This is a genomic window from Phenylobacterium sp., from assembly GCF_046290725.1.
Classification (GTDB): Bacteria; Pseudomonadota; Alphaproteobacteria; order Caulobacterales; family Caulobacteraceae; genus Phenylobacterium.
Genome location: NZ_JBKBUH010000001.1, coordinates 250,721 through 274,898, shown reverse-complemented (window position 1 = coordinate 274,898; position 24,178 = coordinate 250,721). Strand labels below are relative to the sequence as shown.

General features: G+C 69.8%; 27 protein-coding genes and 1 riboswitch. Of the genes, 13 read left to right on the top strand and 14 right to left on the bottom strand.

The annotated features are described in order from the left end of the window. Window positions 1-23: 23 nt before the first annotated feature. Window positions 24-722: a pirin family protein gene (locus tag ACK41C_RS01495; protein WP_409649566.1), complete on the bottom strand. Its 699-nt coding sequence runs from the start codon at window positions 720-722 to the stop codon at window positions 24-26. 112 nt (window positions 723-834) lie between these two features. Here ACK41C_RS01495 and ACK41C_RS01490 point away from each other — a divergent pair, with 112 nt between their 5' ends. Genes ACK41C_RS01490 through ACK41C_RS01475 form a run of 4 tightly spaced genes read left to right on the top strand, consistent with a single transcriptional unit; the run spans window position 835 to window position 3,676 of the window. Further along, window positions 835-1,752 carry a LysR family transcriptional regulator gene (locus ACK41C_RS01490; protein ID WP_409649563.1) on the top strand — a complete coding sequence of 306 codons (918 nt, stop codon included), beginning with the start codon at window positions 835-837 and terminating at the stop codon, window positions 1,750-1,752. 31 nt (window positions 1,753-1,783) lie between these two features. Further along, window positions 1,784-2,212, top strand: a complete 429-nt coding sequence (locus tag ACK41C_RS01485) for a TIGR02301 family protein (protein ID WP_409649560.1) — start codon at window positions 1,784-1,786, stop codon at window positions 2,210-2,212. A 32-nt stretch (window positions 2,213-2,244) separates the two neighbouring features. Then, window positions 2,245-3,210, top strand: coding sequence for an SPFH domain-containing protein (locus ACK41C_RS01480; protein WP_409649557.1), 966 nt, complete (start codon window positions 2,245-2,247; stop codon window positions 3,208-3,210). 7 nt (window positions 3,211-3,217) lie between these two features. Then, on the top strand, window positions 3,218-3,676 hold the full coding sequence (locus ACK41C_RS01475; protein ID WP_409649555.1) for an NfeD family protein: 459 nt from the start codon (window positions 3,218-3,220) through the stop codon (window positions 3,674-3,676). Here the strand turns inward: ACK41C_RS01475 and ACK41C_RS01470 are convergent. The 3 genes from ACK41C_RS01470 to ACK41C_RS01460 form a co-directional block, all read right to left on the bottom strand. Then, window positions 3,636-4,115 carry a MarR family winged helix-turn-helix transcriptional regulator gene (locus ACK41C_RS01470; RefSeq protein WP_409649552.1) on the bottom strand — a complete coding sequence of 160 codons (480 nt, stop codon included), beginning with the start codon at window positions 4,113-4,115 and terminating at the stop codon, window positions 3,636-3,638. The two genes, ACK41C_RS01475 and ACK41C_RS01470, sit on opposite strands and share 41 nt — an antisense overlap. 73 nt (window positions 4,116-4,188) lie before the next feature. Next, window positions 4,189-4,683: a hypothetical protein gene (locus ACK41C_RS01465; protein WP_409649549.1), complete on the bottom strand. Its 495-nt coding sequence runs from the start codon at window positions 4,681-4,683 to the stop codon at window positions 4,189-4,191. Between the two features lie 104 nt (window positions 4,684-4,787). Then, window positions 4,788-5,351: a hypothetical protein gene (locus ACK41C_RS01460; RefSeq protein WP_409649547.1), complete on the bottom strand. Its 564-nt coding sequence runs from the start codon at window positions 5,349-5,351 to the stop codon at window positions 4,788-4,790. A gap of 186 nt (window positions 5,352-5,537) precedes the next feature. Here ACK41C_RS01460 and ACK41C_RS01455 point away from each other — a divergent pair, with 186 nt between their 5' ends. Then, the gene (locus ACK41C_RS01455; RefSeq protein ID WP_409649544.1) at window positions 5,538-6,689 is read left to right on the top strand and encodes a PPC domain-containing protein; all 1,152 of its coding nucleotides are present in this window, start codon (window positions 5,538-5,540) and stop codon (window positions 6,687-6,689) included. A 7-nt stretch (window positions 6,690-6,696) separates the two neighbouring features. On the opposite strand, the gene rnhA is transcribed toward ACK41C_RS01455, so the two are convergent. Further along, window positions 6,697-7,140 (bottom strand): ribonuclease HI, encoded by a 444-nt coding sequence (gene rnhA, locus ACK41C_RS01450; RefSeq protein ID WP_409649541.1) that lies wholly within the window; start codon window positions 7,138-7,140, stop codon window positions 6,697-6,699. After that, window positions 7,137-8,102, bottom strand: a complete 966-nt coding sequence (gene thrB, locus ACK41C_RS01445; protein WP_409649538.1) for a homoserine kinase — start codon at window positions 8,100-8,102, stop codon at window positions 7,137-7,139. The genes rnhA and thrB overlap by 4 nt, the downstream gene beginning before the upstream one ends. 84 nt (window positions 8,103-8,186) lie before the next feature. Between thrB and ACK41C_RS01440 the strand changes: the two genes are divergently transcribed. Then, window positions 8,187-8,417 (top strand): hypothetical protein, encoded by a 231-nt coding sequence (locus tag ACK41C_RS01440; RefSeq protein ID WP_409649535.1) that lies wholly within the window; start codon window positions 8,187-8,189, stop codon window positions 8,415-8,417. 3 nt (window positions 8,418-8,420) lie between these two features. On the opposite strand, the gene ispH is transcribed toward ACK41C_RS01440, so the two are convergent. After that, window positions 8,421-9,380, bottom strand: a complete 960-nt coding sequence (gene ispH, locus ACK41C_RS01435; RefSeq protein WP_409649533.1) for a 4-hydroxy-3-methylbut-2-enyl diphosphate reductase — start codon at window positions 9,378-9,380, stop codon at window positions 8,421-8,423. Window positions 9,381-9,510: 130 nt separating this feature from the next. Here ispH and ACK41C_RS01430 point away from each other — a divergent pair, with 130 nt between their 5' ends. Then, the gene (locus ACK41C_RS01430; protein ID WP_409649530.1) at window positions 9,511-10,197 is read left to right on the top strand and encodes a Tat pathway signal sequence domain protein; all 687 of its coding nucleotides are present in this window, start codon (window positions 9,511-9,513) and stop codon (window positions 10,195-10,197) included. Further along, window positions 10,194-11,993 (top strand): arginine--tRNA ligase, encoded by a 1,800-nt coding sequence (locus ACK41C_RS01425; protein WP_409649527.1) that lies wholly within the window; start codon window positions 10,194-10,196, stop codon window positions 11,991-11,993. Before ACK41C_RS01430 ends, ACK41C_RS01425 begins: the two co-directional genes overlap by 4 nt. Before the next feature lie 7 nt (window positions 11,994-12,000). Here the strand turns inward: ACK41C_RS01425 and ACK41C_RS01420 are convergent, their stop codons facing one another. Beyond that, on the bottom strand, window positions 12,001-12,438 hold the full coding sequence (locus ACK41C_RS01420) for an SRPBCC family protein (RefSeq protein ID WP_409649525.1): 438 nt from the start codon (window positions 12,436-12,438) through the stop codon (window positions 12,001-12,003). Between the two features lie 141 nt (window positions 12,439-12,579). Further along, a riboswitch (glycine riboswitch) is annotated at window positions 12,580-12,675 on the top strand. Window positions 12,676-12,837: 162 nt separating this feature from the next. Here ACK41C_RS01420 and gcvT point away from each other — a divergent pair. The 5 genes from gcvT (at window position 12,838) to ACK41C_RS01395 (ending at window position 17,826) form a co-directional block, all read left to right on the top strand. Further along, window positions 12,838-13,950, top strand: coding sequence for a glycine cleavage system aminomethyltransferase GcvT (gcvT, locus tag ACK41C_RS01415; RefSeq protein ID WP_409649522.1), 1,113 nt, complete (start codon window positions 12,838-12,840; stop codon window positions 13,948-13,950). 13 nt (window positions 13,951-13,963) lie between these two features. Next, a complete protein-coding gene (gcvH, locus tag ACK41C_RS01410) occupies window positions 13,964-14,329 on the top strand; it encodes a glycine cleavage system protein GcvH (RefSeq protein ID WP_409649519.1) in 366 nt (121 codons plus the stop codon). A gap of 51 nt (window positions 14,330-14,380) precedes the next feature. After that, window positions 14,381-15,727, top strand: coding sequence for an aminomethyl-transferring glycine dehydrogenase subunit GcvPA (gene gcvPA / locus ACK41C_RS01405; RefSeq protein ID WP_409649516.1), 1,347 nt, complete (start codon window positions 14,381-14,383; stop codon window positions 15,725-15,727). Continuing rightward, on the top strand, window positions 15,724-17,298 hold the full coding sequence (gcvPB, locus tag ACK41C_RS01400; RefSeq protein ID WP_409649514.1) for an aminomethyl-transferring glycine dehydrogenase subunit GcvPB: 1,575 nt from the start codon (window positions 15,724-15,726) through the stop codon (window positions 17,296-17,298). Before gcvPA ends, gcvPB begins: the two co-directional genes overlap by 4 nt. A 132-nt stretch (window positions 17,299-17,430) precedes the next feature. Next, complete coding sequence (locus ACK41C_RS01395) at window positions 17,431-17,826, top strand: PGPGW domain-containing protein (RefSeq protein WP_409649511.1); 396 nt, start codon at window positions 17,431-17,433, stop codon at window positions 17,824-17,826. A gap of 58 nt (window positions 17,827-17,884) precedes the next feature. Here ACK41C_RS01395 and ACK41C_RS01390 read toward each other — a convergent pair whose 3' ends face one another. From ACK41C_RS01390 to smc, 6 genes are all read right to left on the bottom strand, one after another. Further along, window positions 17,885-18,388 (bottom strand): F0F1 ATP synthase subunit B, encoded by a 504-nt coding sequence (locus ACK41C_RS01390; protein ID WP_409649508.1) that lies wholly within the window; start codon window positions 18,386-18,388, stop codon window positions 17,885-17,887. Next, window positions 18,388-19,011: a hypothetical protein gene (locus ACK41C_RS01385; RefSeq protein WP_409649505.1), complete on the bottom strand. Its 624-nt coding sequence runs from the start codon at window positions 19,009-19,011 to the stop codon at window positions 18,388-18,390. Before ACK41C_RS01385 ends, ACK41C_RS01390 begins: the two co-directional genes overlap by 1 nt. 76 nt (window positions 19,012-19,087) lie before the next feature. After that, window positions 19,088-19,312 (bottom strand): F0F1 ATP synthase subunit C, encoded by a 225-nt coding sequence (locus tag ACK41C_RS01380; RefSeq protein ID WP_409606993.1) that lies wholly within the window; start codon window positions 19,310-19,312, stop codon window positions 19,088-19,090. Window positions 19,313-19,358: 46 nt separating this feature from the next. Further along, a complete protein-coding gene (locus ACK41C_RS01375; protein ID WP_409649502.1) occupies window positions 19,359-20,144 on the bottom strand; it encodes a F0F1 ATP synthase subunit A in 786 nt (261 codons plus the stop codon). Between the two features lie 16 nt (window positions 20,145-20,160). Next, window positions 20,161-20,511 carry a F0F1 ATP synthase assembly protein I gene (locus ACK41C_RS01370; RefSeq protein ID WP_409649499.1) on the bottom strand — a complete coding sequence of 117 codons (351 nt, stop codon included), beginning with the start codon at window positions 20,509-20,511 and terminating at the stop codon, window positions 20,161-20,163. Window positions 20,512-20,725: 214 nt separating this feature from the next. Next, window positions 20,726-24,169: a chromosome segregation protein SMC gene (smc, locus tag ACK41C_RS01365; protein ID WP_409649495.1), complete on the bottom strand. Its 3,444-nt coding sequence runs from the start codon at window positions 24,167-24,169 to the stop codon at window positions 20,726-20,728. Between the last annotated feature and the right edge of the window lie 9 nt (window positions 24,170-24,178).

Sequence of the window (24,178 nt, the reverse complement as noted above, 5' to 3'; positions counted from 1 at the left end):
GCGGGAAGCCGGGGGGGGGAGGTTTAGGCGGCGTCGACGAGCACCAGCTCGGCGTCGTCCAGGGCGGTCACCCGGATCACCGGCTCGTCGCGGATCGCCAGACCGTCGCGAGCCTTGGCGACCACGCCGTTGACGTCGATGCGGCCGGTGGCGGCCACCAGATAAGCGCGGCGGCCCTCGCCCAGGGCGTATTCGGCGCTTTCGCCGGCCTTGAGCGTCGCGCCGGCCACCCGGCCGTCGGTACGGATCGGCAGGGCGTCTTCGTCGCCTTCCATGCCGCTGGCCAGGGTGACGAACTTCCCGGCGCGGTCGCCGCGCGGGAACGGCCGGGCGCCCCAGGACGGTTCGCCGCCGGCCTTGGTCGGCAGGATCCAGATCTGGAACAGGGTCGTCGGCTCGGTTTCCAGGTTGAACTCCGCATGGCGGATGCCGGAGCCGGCGCTCATCACCTGCACGTCGCCGGCGCCGGTGCGGCCCTGGTTGCCCAGGCTGTCCTGGTGGGTGATCGCCCCGGTGCGGACATAGGTGACGATCTCCATGTTCGCGTGCGGGTGCGGCGGAAAGCCGGAATTGGGCGCGATCACGTCGTCGTTCCAGACGCGCAGGGCGCCCCAGCCCATCCGCTTGGGGTCGTAGTAGTCGGCGAACGAGAAGTGGTGCTTGGCGTCCAGCCAGCCGTGGTCGGCGCCGCCGAGGGTTTCGAAGGGTCGGTGGTCGATCATTCGCGTATCTCCCGTGAAGGCGGCGTCGGCCGCCCGTCGTCGGAGAAACAGGTAGCGTCTCGGCGGAGTTTCGAAATAGAAACGATGGAAACAGACTGTTTCCGAAACTGAGATGCCGAAGCTACCCGACCTGGAGGCCTGGGCGATCTTCGCCCGGGTGGCGGAGACTGGCTCCTTCGCCCGCGCAGCCGAAGAGCTGGAGCTTTCCAAAGCCACCGTCTCCAAGGCCGTCGGCCGCCTGGAGAACCGGCTGGGGACCGGCCTGTTCCACCGCACCTCGCGGCGGCTCTCCCTGACGCAGAGCGGCCAGGCGGCCCTGGAGCGCGCCGGTCGGATCCTGGCCGAGGGCGAAGCCGTAGAGGCCGAAACCGCCGCCCAGTCGGCGACTCCGCGCGGCCTCGTCCGCCTCGCCGCACCCATGTCCTTCGGCCTGCTGCATCTGGCGCCCCAGCTGCCCGACTTCCTGGCCCGCTATCCGGACGTGTCGGTCGAGCTCGACCTCTCCGACGAGAAGATCGATCTCGTCGCCGGCGGCTACGACCTGGCCGTTCGGATCGCCCGCCTGCCCGACTCCTCCCTGCTGGCGCGGCGCATCTGCGAGATGCGCGTGCTGCTGGTGGGCGCGCCCGGCTACTTCGAAGCCAACGGCCGGCCGGAGCAGCCGCGCGACCTCGCCGCCCACCGCTGCTTCACCTATTCCAACATCGAGCCGCCCGACCTCTGGCGCTTCACGAATCCGGAGGGCGACGAGCAGGCGGTGACCGTCTCGGGCGCCATGCGGGTGAACAACGCCGAGGTGCTTGGCCCAGCCCTGCGCGCAGGCCTAGGCCTTGCCCTGCTGCCGGAGTTCATCTGCTGGCGGGACCTCGAATCCGGCGCCCTCGAGGCGGTCATGTGCGGCTGGCGCCCGCCCCAGCCGGACCTGCATGTGGTCAGCCCGCCTGGGCGGCTGCGGCCGGCGCGGGTGACGGTGCTGGCCGATTTCCTGGTCCGGCGCCTGGCGGCGACGCCATGGGCGACGGGGGCGTGACAAGCCGAAGGCGGGGGCGTTTAGTTCGACCATGCGATCCGTCGCCGTCTTCGTCGCGATGCTGTTCGCCGGCGCCGCCTTCGCTCAGGAGCGGCCGTCGGAGGAACGCGAGGTCCTGGCCGCGCTCGTCCGGGTGATGGGCGAGAGCCAGGCGATGCGCCAAGCCTGCCTTGGCCCCTATGATCGTTACTGGCGCAGCCGGCTGGACCAGCTGATCGACACGGAAGGCGCCGAGCCGGAGTTCGAGCAGCGGTTGAAGGCCGGATTCGAGGCGGGTTTCGACGCCGGCCGCCGCGCCTTTCCCGCCTGTTCGGACCTGAGCCGACACGCCGAGGCCGAAGCCGCCGGCCGCGGCCGCGGCCTGGCCGCCCGGCTCGCCTCGGTTCAGCGCCGCGTGCCCGGCTGGCAGCCGACGCTCCCCGACGATGCGACCATGGCGGGAACCTCCGAGCCGCGCTAAGCTTAAGCTTGGGTGTTTCGGGAGAGTCCCTCATGGAACTGATGGCGGCCGTCGTCTTCGTGGTGCTGGCGATCGTGATCCTGTTCTCGGCGATCAAGATCGTCCCCCAGGGGCGGGAGTTCACCGTCGAGCGGTTCGGCCGCTACACGCGCACGCTCACCCCCGGCATCAGCTTTCTCACGCCTTTCGTCGAGGGCGTCGGCCGGCGCGTGAACATGATGGAGCAGGTGCTCGACGTGCCGCGCCAGGAGGTGATCACCAAGGACAACGCCGTGGTGCAGGTGGACGGCATCGTCTTCATCCAGGTGATGGACGCCGCCGCGGCCGCCTACCGGGTGGACAACCTCAACTACGCGATCGCCCAGCTCGCCATGACCAACCTGCGCACGGTGGTGGGCTCCATGGAGCTGGACGAGGTGCTCTCCCAGCGCGACCAGATCAACACCCGCCTGCTGCACGTGATCGACCAGGCGACCATGCCCTGGGGCGTGAAGGTGGCCCGCATCGAGATCAAGGACCTGCAGCCGCCGCCGGACATCACCGCCGCCATGGCCCGCCAGATGAAGGCCGAGCGCGAGCGCCGGGCGGTCATCACCGAGGCGGACGGCGAAAAGCAGGCGGCCATCGCCCGGGCCGAGGGCGCCAAGCAGGCCGCCATCCTCGAAGCCGAGGGCCGGCGCGAGGCCGCCTTCCGCGACGCCGAGGCCCGCGAGCGGGAAGCCGAGGCCGAGGCTAAGGCCACGGCCATGGTCTCCGAAGCCATCGCCCGCGGCGACGTCAACGCCATCAACTACTTCGTCGCCCAGAAATACGTGGAGGCCTTCGCCCGCCTGGCCGACAGCCCGCAGCAGAAGACCGTCATCGTCCCGGCCGAGATGTCGGCCCTGGTGGGCTCCGTCGGTGGGATCGGTGAGCTGGTGAAGGCGGTCAACGCCGATGGCCCGCGTCCGCCACCGCCCGCCCGGCGCGGCTCGGCCGTGCCGCCGACGGGAGCTTGAGGACGTCATGGGCGGCCTCGTTTCCCTCTATGCGGCCCACGCCTTCTGGATATGGGTGGCGCTGGCCGCCGTGATCCTGGCGGCGGAAGTGGCCACCGGCTCCGGTTGGCTGCTCTGGCCCACGGCCTGCGCCGCCGTGGTGGCCCTGCTCACCCTTGTCACCGACAACGCCGCCCTGGAGATCGGCGCCTTCGCGGTCCTGACCATCGTCACCACCTTGGCGGCCCGGCGCTTCTGGCCTCGGCGGCCGGCGAGCGAGGGCGACATCAATGACAATGTCGGCCGTCTGGTGGGCCAGCAGGGCCGCGCCGCGGCGGTCTTCATCGACGGCCAGGGGCGCGTGACGATCGACGGCAAGGAGTGGGCGGCCGACCTGGAAGGCGGCGACAGCCTGGCGCCCGGCGCGGAGGTGGAGGTGATCGGCCTCAGCGGCGCATCGCGGCTGCGGGTTCGGGCGTCTCGTTGATCTCCTCGAGAAAGGCGCGCAGCGCCCGCAGGAAGGGCAGGGCCTGGCGGAACTCGGCCTCGGTGAAGCCGGAGCGCAGGGCCTCCATCTTCCACTTCATGTCCTTCAGCACCTGGGCGTAGACCTCGCCGCCGGCGCGGGTCAGCCGCACGCGCTTCTTGCGCCGGTCGCCGGCGTCGGCCAGCACCGCCACTAGCCCCAAGGCCTCCATCTTCTGCAGGATGTTGGTCATGGCCGCCTTGGACATCAGCATCTCCTGCGCCAGCTCCGCCGGCGTCTGGCCGTCGCCGTCGCGATGGAGATGCATCAGCAGCTCGAAATGGGCGTAGGTCACGCCCGGCGGCAGGTGTTTGATGACGGAATGACGTGTGTAGTGTTCGATCACCCCGATCTCGTTGAACACCGCCACGTCGGGGCGGTCCTGAAGCGCGGGACCCATATAGCCCTCCATATCGTTCGATATCAAACGACATGGTGATGCGACTTCGAACGGTCAAGGTGTGGCCATCGAACTATCGGGCGGCCGCGATGCTGTCCTTCTGAATGCGCTGGATTTCCGATCGGACGGGACGGAGCATCTTCGCCGAGCCGCCCTTTGCAGCCGCGTCCTTGATCGCCTGCTCCAGGACGCCCGCAAACGCGCGGACGGTTTCGGGGCAGGCGTGCTGTTCCAGCTGCAACAGCAAGGCGTATCCCGCGAGCACCGAAGAGGTGTCCCTGATATCCAGCCAGATCCGAGGGTCTGCCGGACTCGCCCAGGCCTCGCCCCGGTTTCCGATATAGATCCAGCTCCGCGCCTTCTGCACGCCCTGGTCATGGCCGAAGCGATCCGCCAGCAGGGCCAGGGCCTGATTGTCGTTCCAATCCTTCTTCAGCTGGGCGGCGGAACGCCCGCTCGCCTTGAGCCGGTCGGTCTCGATCTCAAGATATTTGTAGTCGTCGCGGCATCTGTTGGAGACCTTCACCCTTCCGATAATACGGCTGATGCTCTCGTCGGCCTTTTCCACGGATGGCTCCGGGTCTCCGTCATAGTGGACGACCAGCATCTTCAACCGTGGGGCCGCGTGCGCATGCGTCGGCGCCAAGGCCGCCGTCAGGGCCGCCACCGCGGTTAGAAGTCGGAGCGCGCGTCGCATGGGCATGAGGCCTTCGGCGGTGCAGTCGCCTTGGCTCCGGCGGACTCCGCCAGCTCGAAGGTGACCGTGATCTCGCACTTGTCGTCGTCGTAAAAGGCGCCGCCTTCGCTCTCCAGCGAGAGCTTCAGTATGTCGCTCTCGTTCTGCTGCAATTCCAGATCGTCCTCGTCCACGACCCGGTTCAACATGAGGTGCGTCGGCTCCTGGTCTTCCGGATGGCTCCGCACGACGGTCGGCTGCCTGAGCATCGCAGGACGGCCGCCGATATTGGTGAGATAGGCGGTAAGTTCGTTGGGGGCGCAATCCAGGGCCGAGACGATCCGGGGCGGGCTGGGAAAAGCCTGCTCCCGCAAGGCCGCCGCCCCTGTCCAAAGCGGAACCAGGGCGAGGCCGGCGCCCACCAGTCCGCTCCAGGCGAAGACATGCCGGCGCCAGTCCTGGAACGAGCCGCATTCCGCGCACTTGGCTGCGCCCGCCGGCATGCCGTTGCGGCAGACCCGGCATACGCTTTCGCCGTTTTCCTTCTCCGCGTCCGTCACCGGAGCCCCCAAGGCGTGGCTGCAGAGGCCGTGAACTCACGGTAAGGTTGACGATTACGCGGATTGTCGCAATCTGTTGTCAAGCTCAAGTTCGCCCGGGGGTGCGGTCCCCGTCGAACCGCAACGGGGGTGACGATGTCGGACCGAGTGCGGAGCGTTCCGAGCCGGCGTTCCGGCTTCGCTTTCTTGACCTGGACGACGGGCCTGGCCGCCAGCGCCATGCTTCTGACCGCGCCCGAGGCCGCCCAGGCCCAGTCGCGCCGCGCCGATGCGACCGCCAATCGCCTGACGCTCGGCGAGGAGACGCCGGGAAGCCTGTCCAACGCCCGGCGGACGGAGGACGGGCGAAGCTACGTCCCGTTCGTCGTCAATTTGGCGGCGGGCGCTAACGTGCAGATCGACATGGGGTCCGAGGACTTCGATCCCTATCTCGACATCTCCCGTGTCGGGCGGGAGGGCGGTCTGCTGGCGGAAGACGACGATGGCGGCATGGGTCTCGACGCCCGGCTGCGCTTCACCGCGCGGGAGGCCGGCGACTATCTGATCCGCGCCCAGGCGGTCGATTCCACCTCGGGCCGATTCACCATCGCCGTCCGCGAGCGGGCGCCCATACTGCCGCCCACGCCGGTCGCCGCCGCCTACGGCTTCAGTGGGGAAGGGCGGTTCGACGAGGCGACGCCGCAGCTCGGCGAGAAATATCCCTACGCCCTCTACCACTTCCGCGGCGAGGCGGGGGACCGCGTTCTGATCGACATGAAGTCCGACGACTTCGATTCACAGCTGGTGATGCGGCCCCTGGTCGGACAGGGCCGGGAGGTGCGGGACGACGATGGCGGCGCGGGGCTGAACGCCCGGATCCTCACGACCCTCGAGGCTGCGGGCGATTACGAGGTCTCGGCCATGTCGGTGTCGCGGGAAGGCGCCTACACCCTCTCCATACGCAAGCTTCCGGCCCGTTTCTCCGCGAGCGAACCGGCGCCGCTCGTCATCGGGCGGGAGATCCGTGGCGCCCTGTCGTTCGAAGATGCGGTGGTGGCGCAGAACAGCTCCGGGGATGGGGCCCAGCTACAATTCTACAAGCTCTTCGTCGTGGAAGGCCGGGCCGGCCAGACCTTGGTGGTGAACCTCAAGTCCGACGCCTTCGACCCGATGATGGAGGCTGGCGTGATGTCGCCTGTGGGCTTCGCCGTGGCGACGAGCAACGACGATGCGAATGGGCTCAACTCCGAGCTCGTGCTGACCTTCGCCGAGCCAGGGCGGTTGTTCATCCGCGCCTCGTCCACCGGCGAGAGCGACGGCGGGGAGTTCACCATCAGCGCCATCGAACGGGCGCGCTGAGCCGCCTTCAGGCGATCCCCAGCTCCAGCATCCCCTTGCGCGCCAGGGCGTCGGCGCGCTCGTTGAGCTCGTGGCCGGCATGGCCCTTCACCCAGGCCCACTTCACCTGGTGCCGCTGGCGGGCGGCGTCGAGGCGCCGCCAGAGGTCGTCGTTCTTCACCGGCTTCTTGTCGGCGGTCTTCCACCCGCGCTGTTTCCAGCCGTGGATCCACTCCAAAATGCCCTTCATCACGTACTGGCTGTCGGTGTGCAGCTCGACGATGCAGGGGCGCTTCAGGCTTTCCAGGGATTGGATGGCCGCCATCAGCTCCATGCGGTTGTTGGTGGTCTGGGCCTCGCCGCCGCAGATCTCCTTCATGTGCGAGCCGGAGATCAGGATCGCGCCCCAGCCGCCGGGGCCGGGATTCCCCGAGCAGGCGCCGTCGGTATAGATCACCACCTTCGGGGTCACGCGAGATCCCCGAACAGGACGAGGTCGGGCGAGGCGCGGTGGACCGCCAGCTTGCGTTCGTACTCCAGCGGATCCTTCGGCCTGACCAGGGCCCCGGCCGGCGTCGCGCCCCAGTCGTGCAGGCGGGTCAAGAAGAAGCGCATGGCGGCCCCATGCGCCAGCACCGGCAGGGCGGCGCGTTCGGCGGCGCTCAAGGGGCGGCGGGTTTCGTAGCCGGCCAGCATGGCCCGCGCGCTGGTGATGTTGAACGAGCCGTCAGGCTCGAAGCACCAGGCGTTCAGGGCGACTGCGATGTCGTAGGCCAGCGCGTCGGTGCAGGCGAAATAGAAGTCGATCGCCGCGGCGAACTTCCCGGCCTGGAAGAAGACGTTGTCGGGGAAGAAGTCGGCGTGGACGATCCCCTCCGGCAGCCCCTTGGGCCAGGCCGCGGCGATGCGCGAAAGGTCCGTCTCGATCTGCGCCGCCAGCCCCGGCTTCAGGGCCTCGGCGTCGCGCCTCAGCGTGGCGAACATCGGCGCCCAGGCGGCCTGGCCGAGGTCGTTGGGGCGCGAGAGCGGGAACCCCTCGGCGGCCAGATGCAGGCGGGCCAGGCCTTCGCCCGCCTCGCGGCAATGAGCGGCGCTCGGCCGGCGCACGGAAAGCCCGGGCAGGAAGGCGATCAGGGCGCAGGGCTTCCCGCGCACCGTCTTCAGGATGCGGCCGGCCCGGTCCGCCATGGGGGTGGCGCAGGGATAACCGTGCTCGGCCAGCCACCGCATCAGGTCGAGGAAGAACGGCAGGTCCTCGGCCCGCACCCGCTTCTCGTAGACCGTCAGGATGAAGCGCCCGGCCTCGGTCTCCAGCAGGAAGTTGGAGTTCTCCACGCCCTCGGCGATGCCTTTGAACGCCAGCGGCGCGCCGAGGTCGAAATCGGCCAGGAGCTCAGCGAGCTCCTCGTCGGTGATGTCGGTATAGACGGCCATGCCCGCCCCCGATGGGCGAGGTCGCAGGCGGGGTCAAGACGCCGCGGAAGCCATGTGGTAAATCGAGGAGCCAGGAGGCTCCTCATGATCGCACTCAAGCTCGAGCGGATGGGGTCGGATGTGGTGCTCGTCTTCGACGCGGCGACCCGAAAGGCCCTGAACCTGGAAGTCGGCGACACGGTCCATGTGCAGCGCACGGCCGACGGCGTCATCGCCATCGGCGAGCACGACACCGACCACGAGGCCCGTGTCGCCCGCGGCAAGGCGTTCCTGAAGCGATACCGCAGGTCCTTCGAAAACCTGGCGGGGAGCTGAGTTTCAGGCGGTCAGCGCCCGCGGCAGTTTGAAGCTCACCGTCTCGCGCACGGTGTCGACGTCCTCCACCGTCACCTCGAAGGCTTCGGCCAGACGGTCGATCAGGCCCTGGACCAGCACCTCCGGCGCCGAGGCGCCGGCGGTGACGCCCACGCTCTGCGCCCCGTCCAGCCAGGCAAGGTCCAGCCCCTCGGCGTCGTCGATCAGATAGGCGCCCTTCACCCCGGCCCGCTTACCCACCTCCACCAGCCGCACGGAGTTGGAGGAATTGGCCGAGCCGAGCACCAGCAGCACGTCGGCCTGGGCGGCCACGACCTTGACCGCCTCCTGGCGGTTGGTTGTGGCGTAGCAGATGTCTTCCTTGTGCGGGGCGGCGATCTGCGGGAAGCGCTCGCGCAGGGCGGCGACGATTCCGGCGGTGTCGTCCACCGACAGCGTCGTCTGGGTGACGAAGGCCACATTGGCCGGATCGCGCGGGACATAGGCGCGGGCGTCCGCCGCCGTCTCGATCAGGGTCACAGCGCCCTCGGGCAGCTGGCCCATGGTGCCCACCACCTCCGGATGGCCGGCATGGCCGATCAGCAGGATTTCCCGGCCGGCGTCGTGATGGCGCTGGGCCTCCACATGCACCTTGGAGACCAGCGGGCAGGTGGCGTCGAGATAGAGCATCCGCCGCTCGCGGGCTTCCGCCGGCACGGACTTGGGCACGCCGTGGGCGGAGAACACCACCGGGCGGTCGGCCGGGCACTCGTCCAGCTCCTCCACGAACACCGCGCCCAGGCGGCGCAGGCGGTCCACCACGTGGCGGTTGTGGACGATCTCGTGGCGCACATAGACCGGCGCGCCGTACTTCTCGATGGCCCGCTCCACGATCTGGATGGCGCGGTCGACGCCGGCGCAGAAGCCTCGCGGCGTGGCCAGAAGCACCTTCAAGGGGCGGCGTGGAGGAGGCGTATGGAGCATGCCGACAAACTAGGGGTTCGGGGCGGCGACCGCCAGCCGCGTTGCGGCCGCAATCGAGAGCCATTACTAGGGGATCGACAGCGGGGGCCGATGTCGGCGCCTGCGCCACTGTTTGGACGATCCTGAAAAAATGCGCCGTTCCCTGCTGATCGCCGTGGGCCTGATGGCTGCGGCCTCCACCGCGGTTCCCGACCTGGCCGCCGCCCAGCAGCGCCGCCAGGGCGACCAGAAGCGCCAGGAGCAGGAGGCGTCGGCCAAGCGCAAGCGCGACGCCGAATGGAACGACGTGCAGGCCCCGCTGCCGGCTCTGCGCAACGCCGGCCCCTGCCCCTATGTGAAGGTGCTCTACGACGCCGCCCGGTACATCGACTTCAAGGACAATCGCGAAGCCTCGGCTTCGGTCGCCTATTCCGGCGAGATCCAGGGGATTTCCGCCGGCTGCCAGTACAAGGACGAAGAGCCGATCCGCGTGCAGATGGAGGTGCTGTTCGAACTGGGCAAAGGGCCGCAGGCCACCTCGAACTCGCGCACCTATCGCTACTGGGTGGCGGTGACCAAGCGCAATGACTTCCCGATCACCAAGCAGTATTTCGACCTGCCGGTGACCTTCCCGGCCGGCGAGGACCGCGTCTACGTCACCGAGAAGATCGGCGAGATCGTGATCCCGCGCGCCACGCTCACCACCAGCGGCGCGAACTTCGAGGTCCTGGTCGGCTTCGACGTGACGCCGCAGATGGCGGCCTTCAACCGCGAGGGCAAGCGCTTCCGCGTCAATGCTGGCCAGGCCGTCGCCGGAACCACGTCCGAAAATCCATGACCGACCTGAAACGGGGCCTGGGCGAGGCGGTCGGCGCCGCCTTCGCCGCCGTGGGCCTGCCGGCCGAGCTCGGGCGCGTGACGCCGTCCGACCGGCCCGACCTCGCCGATTTCCAGTGTAATGGCGCCTTGGCCGCCGCCAAGCAGGCCAAGCGCAACCCGCGCGAGGTGGCCGCCGAGGTGGCGGGCCGTCTGGCCGGCGACCCGCGCCTGGCCTCGGTGGAGATCGCCGGCCCGGGCTTCATCAACCTGAGGCTCTCCGACGCCGCGCTGAGCGAACGGGCGGGCGAGATCGCCGCCGATCCACGCCTGGGCGCCGAACTCGTGGACCTGCCCCGGCGCATCCTGGTGGACTACGGCGGCCCCAACGTCGCCAAGCCGATGCATGTGGGCCACCTGCGCTCCTCGATCATCGGGGAGTCCATCAAGCGCATCTATCGGTTCCGTGGCGATACGGTGATCGGCGACGCCCACTTCGGCGACTGGGGCTACCAGATGGGCCTCTTGATCGGCGCGGTCATGGACGAGGACGAGACCGTCCGCGCCCTGATCGAGGCGCTGAACGCCAAGGGCCGCCCGCTGGCCGACGAGGACGAGGCCGCCGCCTTCGCCACGCTCGAAGAGAGGGTCACGCTCGACGATCTCGACCGGCTCTATCCCCAGGCCGCCGCCCGCGGGAAGGCCGAGCCGGACTATCGCGACCGCGCCCGCAGGCTGACGGCGGAGTTGCAGGACCGCACGCCGGGCCATCACCTGCTCTGGCGCCACTTCGCCAAGGTCACCCGCGTGGCGCTGGAACGCGACTTCCACGCGCTCGGCGTCGATTTCGACCTCTGGAAAGGCGAGAGCGACGTCCACGACCTGATCGAGACCATGGTCGACGAGCTCGAGCACAAGGGCCTGCTCGTGGAGGACCAGGGCGCCCGGATCGTCCGCGTGGCGCGCCAGGGCGACAAGCGCGAGCTGCCGCCCCTGCTGGTGGTCTCCTCCGAAGGCTCCGCCATGTACGGCACCACGGACCTGGCCACCATCCTGGACCGGAAGGGCACGTTCGATCCGCACCACGTGCTCTATGTGGTTGACCAGCGCCAGGCCGACCATTTCGAGATCGTGTTCCGCGCCGCCTATCTAGCCGGCTACGCCCACGAGGGCGGCCTGGAGCATGTCGGCTTCGGCACCATGAACGGGACCGACGGCAAGCCCTTCAAGACCCGCGAGGGCGGGGTGCTGAAGCTGAACGACCTGATCGGCATGACGCGCGCCAAGGCCGAGGAGCGCCTGCACGAGGCCGAGCTGGGCGGCGAGCTCGACGCCGAGGCCTTCGCCGACACCGCCCACAAGGTGGCCGTCGCCGCTCTCAAGTTCGCCGACCTGCAGAACTTCCGCGGCACCTCCTACGTCTTCGACCTCGACCGGTTCTCCTCCTTCGAAGGCAAGACCGGGCCCTATCTGCTCTATCAGGCGGTGCGGGTGAAATCGGTGCTGCGCAAGGCTGCGGAGGAGGGCGTCGAGGCCGGCCCCGTGGCGGTCTCCGAGCCCGCCGAGCGTGACCTTGTCCTGCTGCTGGACGCCTTCGACACCGCCGTGGCCGAGGCCTACGACAAGAAGGCCCCGAACTTCCTCGCCGACCACGCCTACAAGCTGGCCCAGGCGTTCTCGAAGTTCTACGCCGCCTGCCCGATCCTGCAGGCGGAGCCGCCTGCGCGCGCTTCGCGCCTGACCCTGGCTCAGACCAGCCTGCGTCAGTTGGAGCAGGCGCTGGATCTGCTGGGGATCGCGGCGCCCGACCGCATGTGACCTCGGCTTAGCGGCCGTCGCCCAGGGTTCGCTGCATCGCGGCGACCCCGTCATCCATCATGTCGCTCACCATCGCACCTGCTTCCGGAGGGGCGAGTTCGGCGGTCCAGACGAAGCGGCTGCGGCCGTCCTCCAACGGAAACACCTGAGCGGAGGCGCGGTGGAAGCGCAGGATCTCCGCCTCCACGACCCGGTAGCGAACCCGGCGCGCGGCCTCGTCAATCTCGACGATCCGCTCGCGCGCGACCATGCCGTTGGCGAAGGTGACGATGCGGTCTTGCCCGTCCATCTCCGTATGCGTGACGAAGCCGCGGGTGAGATGGGTGTGCAGGGCCCCGACATCGCGCAAGGCGGCCCAGACCGTCTCCGCAGGCGCCTCGACCACAAAGTCCTTGCACACGGTCACGGCGTCGGCGGGCGCGGTGGTTTCGAATTCAGCGATCATCTGCGTCTCCTTTCGACGAGATGAGACTGGCAGAGGGCCGGCCGGCGGGCTGGCGGTTTCCGGAACATGTCAACCGGGCGATTCCGCTGCGCCGTCGCCACTTGCGCGTTGACACGGGCGGGGCCTTCGAACAGGTTCCGGACGACTCTCGCGGGAGAGATCGGCCGCCTCCGGACGGCCGGAGCCGAAGGCGCAACCGCCCCGGAAACGCTCAGGCAAAAGGACCGCGCGGGCTGATGAACGCTGGAAAGTAGCGCCGCGGCCAGGCCGTGGGCGTTCGCCGAAGGAGCAGGGGGCCTGCGGGCCCGAAATCTCTCAGGCGCAAGGGACAGCGGGGGCGCAGGCGAGGCGGGGGCGATTCCCTCGCACGCCTGCGGAGTCGTCAGCCGGAGTCCATGCGTGTCGGATCAGACCCTGAAGACCACCCCGCTCTACGAGGCCCATCTGGCCGCGGGCGCGCGCATGGTCCCCTTCGCCGGCTATTCGATGCCGGTCCAGTACAGGGACGGGGTGCTCAAGGAGCACTTGTGGACGCGGGAGAGCGCCGGGCTGTTCGACGTCTCCCACATGGGACAGGCCCGCCTGCGCGGGGTCTCGCCGCTCTCGGCCTTCGAGGAGGTCACGCCCGGCGACTTCATCGGGCTGAAGCCCGGCAAGCAGCGCTATTCCGTCCTGCTCAACAAGAAGGGTGGGATCATCGACGACCTGATGGCCTCGCGCCCCGATGAGGACGGCTTGTTCGTGGTGGTCAACGGCGCCTGCAAGGACAACGACTTCAAGGTCATCGACGACGAACTGGCCGGTCAGGTCACCATCGAGCGGCTCGAAGACCGGGCGCTGCTGGCGCTGCAGGGGCCGAAGGCCGCCGCCGTGCTGGCCGAACATGCGCCCGACGCTGCAAAACTCGCCTTCATGGACGCTGCGGCCCTGAAAGCCTTCGGAACCGACGCCATCGTCTCGCGCTCGGGCTACACCGGCGAGGATGGCTACGAGATCTCGATTCCCGCCGCCGAGGCGGTGCGTGTCTGGAGCGCCCTGCTGGCTGACGAGCGGGTCCGTCCCATCGGCCTGGGCGCCCGCGATTCCTTGCGGCTGGAAGCCGGGCTTCCGCTCTACGGCCATGACGTGGACGAGACCGTGAGCCCCATCGAGGCCGACCTCGCCTTCGCCGTCTCCAAGAAGCGCCGCGAGGCCCGCGACTTCCCCGGCGCGGCCCGCATCGCCAAGGAACTCGCCGAGGGCGTGGCCCGCAAGCGCGTGGGGCTGACCGTGCTGGCCGGCGCGCCCGCCCGCGAAGGGGCGGAGATCGCCGACGAGGCGGGAAACGTGATCGGCGTCGTCACCTCCGGCGGCTTTTCGCCTTCCCTCGGCAAGCCCATCGCCATGGGCTTCGTGCCGCCCGCCTTCGCCGCGCCCGGCGTCAAGCTCGCCGTCATCGTCCGCGGCAAGGCCCAGCCGGCGGAGGTCACGGCCATGCCCTTCGTCCCCCATCGCTACGTCCGCAAGGTCTGAGGAGATCACCCCGATGCGTTTCACCAAGGATCACGAGTGGGTCGTCCTGGAGGGCGACGTGGCCACCATCGGCATCACCGCCTACGCCGCCGAGCAGCTGGGTGATGTCGTCTTCGTCGAGACCCCCGAGGTCGGCAAGGCGGTGAAGGCCGGGGACGGCTTCGCCGTCGTGGAGAGCGTCAAGGCCGCTTCCGACGTCTATGCGCCGGTCGCGGGCGAGGTGGTCGAGGCCAACGCCGCCCTGGCCGACGCGCCGGAGACGGTCAACGCCGAGCCCGAGGCCGGCGGCTGGTTCGCCAGGCTGAAGGTGGACGACCCCTCCGACTATTCCAAGCTGATGAGCCGCGACGAGTACGAAGCGTTCCTCAAGACCCTGTAGCCGCCCAGCTCCTCCCGCCTGTTGGGGGGAGCGGAGGGAATGAAGACATCGATGCGATACCTGCCCCTTACCCCTTCCGATCGCGCCGAGATGTTGGCCGTCATCGGAGCCGAGTCTGTCGACGACCTGTTCGCCGACGTGCCGGCGGCCGCCCGCCGGCCGGAACTCTTCGACCTGCCGCGGCACGCCGGCGAGATGGAGGTGGAGCGGGAGTTGGCGGCCCTTGCGGCGATGAACCGTCCGGCGGGGGCGGGGCCGTTCTTCTGCGGGGCGGGCGCCTATCGCCACCATGTGCCGGCGACGGTCGACCACATCATCCAGCGCTCGGAATTTCTGACCAGCTACACCCCCTATCAGCCGGAAATCGCCCAGGGCACCTTGCAGGTGCTGTTCGAGTTCCAAACCCAGGTTGCGGCGCTGACCGGCCTCGATGTGGCCAACGCCTCGATGTACGACGGCTCCACCGCCTGTGCGGAAGCGGTAATGATGGCCCAACGCGTCACCCGCCGGAAAAAGGCGGTGCTCTCCGGCGGCTTGCATCCGCACTACGCCGCCACCACCCAGACCATCGCCCATGCCGAGGGCATGGACATCGTGCGGCAGCCGGTCGCCATCGACGCCGAGGCCGCGGTGCTGGACGCGATCGACGCCGAGACCGCCTGCGTGGTGGTCCAGACCCCCAATGTCTTCGGCGTCGCCACCGACGTCACGAAGATCGCCGAAGCGGCCCACGCCGCCGGCGCCCTGCTGATCGTCGTGACCACCGAGGCCGTCTCCTACGGTCTGCTGAAGTCCCCCGGCGAGATGGGCGCCGACATCGCCGTCGCCGAAGGCCAGTCGATCGGCAACGGCCTGAATTTCGGCGGGCCCTATGTCGGTCTCTTCGCCGTGCGGGAGAAGCTCGTCCGCGCCATGCCGGGCCGCCTGTGCGGCGAGACGGTGGACGCCGAGGGCCGGCGCGGCTTCGTGCTCACCCTCTCCACCCGCGAGCAGCATATCCGCCGCGAGAAGGCGACCTCCAACATCTGCACCAATTCCGGCCTCTGCGCGCTCGCCTTCACCATCCATCTTTCGCTGCTGGGCGAGGCGGGTTTGCGGGAGCTGGCTGCGCTGAACCATTCCCGCGCCCGCGAACTGGCCAAGGCGCTCTCCGCCGTTCCCGGCGTGGAGATCCTGAGCCCCCGGTTCTTCAACGAGTTCGCCGTGCGCCTGCCGAGGAACGCCGCCGAAATGGTCGAAGCCCTACTGGCCGACGGCGTCGTCGCCGGCGTGCCCTTCTCCAGGCTCGACCCGGCCGCCGGCCTGGACGACGTGCTGCTGGTCGCCGCCACCGAGACCACGACGGCCCAGGACATCGCCGCCTTCGCCCAGGCCCTGGCCGGGAGGGCCGCCCAATGACCATGCTGAACGTCGGCCGCCCGACCCGTCCTGAAGCCGTGCTCGAGCCCGTGCATCGCTCCCTGGCCGGGGGGCGCGGCCTGCTGCAGGACGAGCCGCTGATCTTCGAACTGGGCGGCTGGGAAAAGACCGGCGTCGACCTGGCGCCGGCTGAACACGACGCCTCCGATCTCGGCGATCTCGTCCGCACCGCGCCCATCGGCCTGCCGGGGCTCTCCGAGCCCGAAGCCATGCGCCACTATGTGCGGCTCAGCCAGAAGAACCACGCCATCGACCTGGCGCTCTATCCGCTCGGCTCCTGCACCATGAAGCACAACCCGCGCCTGAACGAGAAGGCTGCGCGGCTGGCGGGCTTCGCCGACCTCCATCCGCTTGCGCCGCAGTCGACGGTCCAAGGCGCGCTGGCGCTGATGGATCGGCTGGCGCACTGGCTGAAAGCCCTGACCGGCATGCCGGCCGTGGCGCTTTCGCCCAAGGCTGGAGCGCATGGCGAACTTTGCGGCCTGCTGGCCATCAAGGCGGCGCATGAGGCGAAGGGGCAGGATCATCGCCGGCGGGTGCTGGTGCCGACCTCCGCCCACGGCACCAATCCGGCCACGGCCGCCTTCGTCGGCTATTCGGTGACAGAGATCGCCCAGACCGAAGACGGGCGCGTCGACATCGCCGACCTGGCCGCCAAGCTGGGCGAGGACGTGGCCGCGATCATGGTCACCAACCCCAACACCTGCGGCCTGTTCGAGCGCGACATCCTGGAGATCTCCCGCCTGACGCACGAGGCGGGAGCCTACTTCTACTGCGACGGCGCCAACTTCAACGCCATCGTTGGCCGGGTGCGGCCCGGCGACCTGGGCGTCGACGCCATGCACATCAACCTGCACAAGACCTTCTCCACGCCTCACGGCGGCGGCGGGCCGGGGGCGGGGCCGGTGGTGCTTTCCGAAGCGCTCGCGCCGTTTGCGCCGGCGCCGTGGGTGGTATCGGACGGCGAGGGCTTGCGGCTGGTGGAGGAGGCGAAGGGCGAAGCCGCCCAGGCCTTCGGCCGGATGAGCGCCTTCCATGGCCAGATGGGGATGTTCGTCCGCGCCTACGCCTACATGCTCAGCCACGGCGCCGACGGCCTGCGGCAGGTGGCCGAGGACGCGGTGCTCAACGCCAACTACGTCAAGGCCCGCTTGTCCGGGGCCATGACCGCCGCCTTCCCGGAGGGGCCCTGCATGCACGAGGCCCTGTTCGACGACGCCTGGCTGGAAGGCACGGGCGTGACCACCCTCGATTTCGCCAAGGCGATGATCGACGAAGGCTTCCATCCGATGACCATGTACTTCCCCCTGGTTGTCCACGGGGCCATGCTGATCGAGCCGACCGAGACGGAATCCAAGCAGGAGCTGGATCGGTTCTGCGACGCCCTCCTGGCCCTGGCCGAGGCGGCGAAGGCCGGGGATGTCGACCGGTTCAAGGGCGCGCCCTATCTTGCGCCGCTTCGGCGGCTCGACGAGACCCAGGCGGCCCGAAGGCCCAAGCTCGTCTGGCGGCCGGAAGGTGTGGCGCCGGCGCAGCGGTCGGCCGGATAGGCGAATTAAGTATAAGATTTAATCCGGGGCTCGCCTTTACCTCGCCCTAATGGGTTCGCATATGCGCATCACGGCCCGACCGCCGGTCCTCCCCCAGAGCGGCGCGCGGGTCTCTGCCCAGGTCGAATCCAAGTGTCGCTCGCCATGCCCAGCGTGCGCGGTCACCGCGCCTCCGAGTCCTTCGCCCGCGGGATCGCCGGGCGGACGCTCCGCGCCGCCTATGTGGCGCTGGGCGCGCTGATCGTGGTGCTGGGCGTGGTGATCGCGCCGCTGCCGGGTCCCGGCGGCCTGCCGGTGATCCTGGTCGGCCTGATGATCATCCTGCGCAACTCGTTCAAGGCGCGCCGCCAGTTCGTGCGGCTGCAGCAGGCCCATCCCCGCGTGCTCTCGCCGATCCGCCGGCTGCTGCGGCGCAATCCGGGCATGGTGCGGGCCTCCTGGCGTCAGGCCTTGAAGATCGAGCGCATGTTCCTGCCGCCGAAGCTCCGCTTCGCCGTGCGCAGCCGCCGCCGCTTCCGTCAGAACTGAGCAAGGAAAAAGCGCCTGCCGCGAGACAGGCGCTTTTTCGAAGATCGGCTTTTCCGCCTTACTGCAGCTTGGCGCCGAGCTGGGGAATGGCCTTGTCCACCAGCGGGTCGGTCTTGGAACCGGCCAGCCGCGTCGCCAGGATCGACTCCGCGGCCTGGGCGGCGAGCTCGGCGGCCGCGGCCTTCACCTCGGCCGCGGCCTGGGCCTCGGCGTTGGCGATCCGGCGCTCGGCCAGCTGCCGGCGGCGGGCGAGGGTCTCGTCCAGCTTCGCCTTGGCGTCGACCTCGTAGCGCTTGGCTTCTTCCTGGGCCATGGCCAGCATGTCCTTGGCCTGGCGTTCGGCTTCCTCGCGCTCGGCCTTGAGCGCGGCGAGCAGGCGCTCGGCCTCCTCCCGGATCCGGGCGGCTTCGTCGAGGTCGGCCTGGACCGAGGCGGTCTTGGAATCCAGGGCCGCGGCGATGGCCTTCGGCGCCTTGGCGACGAAGATCACGATACCCAGGAAGATCAGCAGGCCGGCGCCGACCCAGAATTCCGCTTCGGCGGGATTGAGAAAGGCGGGCATCAGGCGGCTCCCTGGACGGCGCGGGCGGCCAGTACGGCCTCGACGTCGGCTGCGGCGACGGCGTCGCCGGTCAGCTTCTCGACGATGGCCTGGGCGGTGTCGCGGGCGATGCCGTGGACGTTGGTCATGGCCTGGTCGCGCATCTGGCGGATGCGGTCTTCAGCCGAAGCCATTTCGGCGGCGAGCCGTTCGTCCTCGGCGGCCTGACGGCGAGCCAGCTCGGCGGCGGCCTTGGCCTTGGCCTCGGCGGCCATGCCGCGGGCTTCGGCGCGGGCGCGGCTCACCTCCTGGCGGGCGGCTTCGGCTTGCGCCTCGGCCTCGCCCTGCACCTTGCGCGCCTGCTCCACCGCCGCGGCGATGGTCTCGGCCCGCAGATCCAGCACCTTGCGCAGCCGCGGCACGAAGACCTTGGCCAGCAGGACGTAGAGGATCGCGAAGATAATCAGCAGCCAGACGATCTGGCCGCCCCAGTACTCGAACTCGAACTGGGGCAGGCCGCCGCCTTCGCCGCCGTGGGCGGCGACTTCGGCGGTTCCGGCGGGCACGTCGTGGCCGTGAACGGCCTCGGCGGCCTCGCCCACGGGGATCTCCGCGCCGGGATATTTGGGTGTCTCAGCGGCCATAAGACTGAGGCGTCCTTGAGAAAGATGCGCAGGCGGCGGCGCGGCGCAAACGCGCACGCCGCCGGGAACTGCTCGCTTAGGAGAACAGGATCAGCAGGCCGAGCACGAAGGCCAGGATGCCCAGGGCTTCGGTCAGAGCCGCGCCCAGGATCAGGTTGGTGAACTGGCCGCCGGCGGCCGAGGGATTGCGGGTGGCGCCGTTCAGGAAGTGCCCGAAGATGGTGCCCACGCCGATGCCCGCGCCGATCATGCCGAGAGTGGCGAGGCCCGCGCCGATGTACTTAGCCGCTTCCGCTTCCATAATTTTCAGGTCCCGTTTGGAAGTTGAGAGTTGTTGAGGCCGGCCGTCAGTGATGATGGCCGAGATTGACCACGTCGTTGAGATAGACGCAGGTCAGAACCGCGAAGACGAAGGCCTGCAGGAAGGCCACGAGGAATTCCAGCGCCGTCAGCGCCACCACCCCGCCCAGGGAGAGCATGGCGCCGGGGATGCCCAGCAGGCCCAGCCCGCCGCCAGCCGCAAGCGCGCCCAGCGAGACAACGAAGCCGGCGAACACCTTCAGCGCCACGTGGCCGCCCAGCATGTTGCCGAACAGACGAAGGGCGAGGGTCACCGGACGCAGCAGGAAGGAGATGATCTCGATCGGGGTGACCAGGATCAGCATGTACCAGGGCACGCCCGAGGGGACGAACAGCTTGTACATGTTGGCGCCGTTGCGGATCACGCCGACCACGATCACCAGGGTGATGGTCATCACCGCCAGGGTCGCCGTCACCGCCAGCTGCGAGGTGGCGGTGAAGATCAGGAACATCCCCAGCAGGTTCATCGCCAGGACGAACAGGAAGATGGTGAAGACGAAGGGGAAGAACTTACGGCCCTCGTGGCCGATGATCCCGGTCGTCAGATTGTCGATATAGCCGAAGATGCCTTCGCCCAGCACCTGCATGCGGCCGGGCACGACCGCGGCCTTGGCGGTGGCGAGCGCGAAGAAGAGCACCACCGCCGTGGCGGCCAGCGCCATGGCGACGGTCGAATTGGTGATCGCCATGTCGATCACGCCCAGGCCGGGAATGGAGAAATCCGGCAGGTCCACGATCTTGTGGACCTCGAACTGGTGCATCGGGTCGGCCATGCCGCCTCGAACTCCTTCAATCTTCCTCGTCGTCGGAAGGCAGGTCCCTGACCGGGCCCCACTCCTTCGCCGCTTCCGCCGTCATCTTCTGGGCCGATTTGACGGCCATCCAGATCGACACGGCGAAGCCGACGAGCACCCCGATTATCATTCCCCACGGCGCCGACTTCAGCACGACGTCCGCCGCCGCCCCAAAGCCCAGCCCCACGAATACCCCGCCTATCAGCACGCCCATGAGGCGATAGCCATAGCCGGCCGCCTTGGAGCCATAGTCGCGCGGTGTCTGGACCGTCCGCGCTTCGAGTGCGGCGGCCCGCTCGTCGAGGCGCCGAATGGCCTCGTCGCGCGCGATGTCCGGATCTGGCATGCGTGTGGTCTTGCAGGACCACGACGTCGCCGCCGCGGCCGGGGCTTCAAGTCGCGCGGAACCTATAGGCGCGGGTGCAGTGCGTCAAGGCTCAGAGGTCAGTAAGTAGTGCGTTGAAATAAAATGACTTTTCGGTATCTCCGCGGCGCGGAGCCGACCGGGTTTTCGAGATCGTCGCCTCGACGCGGCGAAATCGGGGGGAACGGGCCGTTCGCTATTGCGCGGCCATGGCCTCCGCCTGCCGCAGGTCCACCGAAACCAGTTGGGAAACGCCGCGCTCGGCCATCGTCACCCCGAACAGGCGGTCCATCCGGGCCATGGTCACAGGATTATGGGTGATGGCGATGAACCGGGTCTGGGTGCGGCGGCGCATCTCGTCCAGCATGTTGCAGAACCGATCGACGTTGGCGTCGTCGAGCGGGGCGTCCACCTCGTCCAGCACGCAGATCGGCGCCGGTTGGGCCAGGAACACGGCGAAGATCAGGGCCGCGGCGGTCAGGGCCTGCTCGCCGCCGCTCATCAGGCTCATGGTCGCCAGCCGTTTGCCCGGCGGGCAGGCGAAGATCTCCAGCCCCGCCTCCAGCGGGTCATCGGATTCCACCAGCCGCAGCTCGGCCTGGCCGCCTTCGAACAAGGCCTCGAACAAGGTCTTGAAGTGCTCGTTGATCACGTCGAAGGCCGCCACCAGGCGCTCGCGGCCTTCGTGGTTCAGCTCGTCGATTCCCTCCCGCAGCCGGGCGATGGCGCCGGTCAGGTCGGCGCGCTCGGTCTGCATGGTCGCCAGCCGGGCGGAAAGCTCGCCGGCCTCCTCCTCGGCGCGCAGGTTGACCGGTCCGATGGCGTCGCGCTGGCGCTCCAGGTTGTAGAGGTGCGCTTCCATGCCGCCGGGCTCCGACGGGATGGCCACCGCCTCGTCGGCCAGGCTGCGGCCCAGGGCCTCCGGCTCCACCCGCGCGGTCTCACGAATCTGGGCGGTCATCTCGGTCAGGCGCTCGGCGGCGGCTTCCAGCTTGGCGGCCAGCGCCGCGCGCAGTTCGCGGGCCTGGCCGGCGGCCGCCTCGGCGGCGCGTAGGGCGCGGTCGGCCTCGCCGCGTCCGGCCTCGGCCTGGGCAAGGGCGTCGGCGCTCCTGGCGCGGCGCGCCTCGGCCGCAGCGATCTCGTCCAGAAGTTTGCCCAGCCGCGCATGGTGAGTGGCCGGCTTCTCGTGCGCCATGTCCAGGGCCGTCTGCGCCTTGGCTCGCGCCGCCGCCAGATCCTCCAGCCGCCGGGCTGCGCCCTGAGCGCGGCGGGTCCAGTCGTCGCGGTCGCGGGTCAGGCTCTCCAGGCGCCGGGCGCGGCCTTCACGCTCGCGGGATTCCAGCTCCAGGGCCGAGCGCGCCGTCGCCGCCGCTTCCCGAGCAGGGCCTGCGGCGGCGCGCGCCTCGGCCAAACGCGCGGTCAGATCGCCCGCCTCGCCCTCGCCGGCGGTCTCGTCCAGCGCGGTCTTCAGCACCAACTCGGCGTCCGCCAGCTCCGCTTCGAACCGGGCGATCACATCGTCCAGGGACTGGGCCTGGGCTTCACGCCGCGCTGCCTCGCGTTCCAAGGTCTCCAGCGCCCGGCGCGCGGCGGCGGCGGCTTGCTCAGACTGCGGCGGGATTCGGCGGGCCTCGCGCAGCGCCGCTTCGGCGTCACGCACCTTGTCGGCGGCCGCCTGCTGGGCGGCGCGGGCGGTCTTGGCCCGCGGCTCGACCTTCTCGATCTCGCCTTCCACCTCGCCGAGCCGGGTCTTCTGCTCCATGCGAACGGCCGCCGGCTTGGGCGCGTCGGCGCGGGCGGTGAACCCGTCCCACCGCCAGAGATCGCCTTCGCGCGAGACCAGGCGGCAACCGGGCGCCAGTTCGGCCTGCAGCCGGTCGCCGTCCTCCCGCGCCACGAGGGCGGTGAACGCCAGGCGCGCGGCCATCTCCGGCGGCGCCTTGACCAGCGGGGCGAGCGGCGTCGCGCCGTTAGGCCACGCCGGGGCCGGCGCATCCCGGCCGCCCCAATAGGCCGGGGCCTTGCGGTCGAGCGCGGCTTCTAGATCGTCGCCCAGGGCGGCGGCGAGGGCCTGTTCGTAGCCGCGGTCGGGCGCCACGGAGTCCAGCGCCGGCGCGAAGCCGCCGCGCCGCTGCTGGGCCACGATCTGGGCCAGTGCGCGGGCCTCGGCGGTCAAGCGGCCGAGCTGTTCCTCCTGTTTCCGCGCCGTCTCCCGGGCTTCGGCCTCCGCCGCGGCGGCCGCGGCGCGAGCCTCTTCGGCGGCCTCCAGCGCCGTTCGGGCAGCCGCCAGTTCGGCCTCGGCCTTATCCAGGGCTTCGCGGGCGGCGGCCAGGCGCGGATCATCGGCCGGCGCCAGCGCCGCGCGCTCGGCCGTGGCCTGATCCAGCGCCCGGCGCGTGCGGGCGACGCGGTTCTGCGCCTCCTCCACCCGAGCGGCGCCGGCGCGGCGGCGGGCCTCGGCGGCGGCGGCCTGGGCGGCCAGCTCCTCCACGGCGGCGTCGGCGGCCTTGCGGGCGGCCTCGGCGGCCTCGGCGGCGGCCTGCAGCTCTGGTGCGCGTTCCGGCGCGGCGGCGATCGCCGTCTCCAGTTCGGCGATGTCGCCGGCCAGGCGCGCCAGCGCGATCTCGGCGTCCTCGACGATCTGGCTCTCGCGGGCCCGATCGGCGTCGATCCGCCCCAGGTCGGCAGCCAGCCGCTCAAGCTCAGCGGCCAGCGCCTCGCCCTCGCGCTCCAGCCGGTCGCGGTCTATGGCCAGGTTGTTCAGGATCGCCGCGGCCACGGCTTCGGCTTCGCGCAGCGGTTTGATGGCGGCTTCGGCCTCGGCGGCTCCAGTCGTCGCGGCCGCCGCGGCGCGGGCGCTTTCCTCGACCATGCGGGCGGCCTCGGCGGATTCGGCCTGCAGCCGCTCGGCCGTGGCCCTGGCTTCCGACCAGCGGGCGTACAGCACGGCGCCCTGCAGCACCCGGATCTCGGCCGACAGCTTCTTGTATCGCTCGGCCTGTCGAGCCTCACGGCGCAGTCGGTTCAGCGCGCTCTCCAGCTCGCCGGCCACGTCGTCCAGGCGCGCCAGGTTCGTTTCTGCGGCCCGCAGTCGCAGCTCCGCCTCGTGCCGGCGCGAGTGCAGGCCCGACACGCCGGCCGCCTCTTCCAAGATCAGCCGCCGGTTCTGAGGCTTGGCGGCGATAAGTTCCGAAATCTGTCCCTGCCGCACCAGGGCCGGGGAGTTCGACCCCGTCGAGGCGTCGGCGAACAGCAGCTGCACGTCCCGCGCCCGCACCTCGCGCCCGTTGATGCGGTAGGTGGACCCCGCCCCGCGGTCGATCCGGCGCACCACTTCCAGCACCGGGGCGTCGTTGAACGCCGCCGGCGCCTGCCGCCCGGAATTGTCGATGGTCAGGGTCACCTCGGCGTGGTTGCGCGAGGGGCGCGAACCCGATCCGGCGAAGATCACGTCGTCCATCCCCCCGGCGCGCATGGCCTTGGCGGAATTGGCGCCCATCACCCAGCGCAGGGCTTCCAGCAGGTTCGACTTGCCGCAGCCGTTGGGGCCGACGATGCCGGTTACGCCCGGCTCGATCCGGAACTCCGTCGGGTCCACGAAGGACTTGAAGCCGGAGAGCTTGAGCCGCTGGAAGTGCACGGCCGCGCC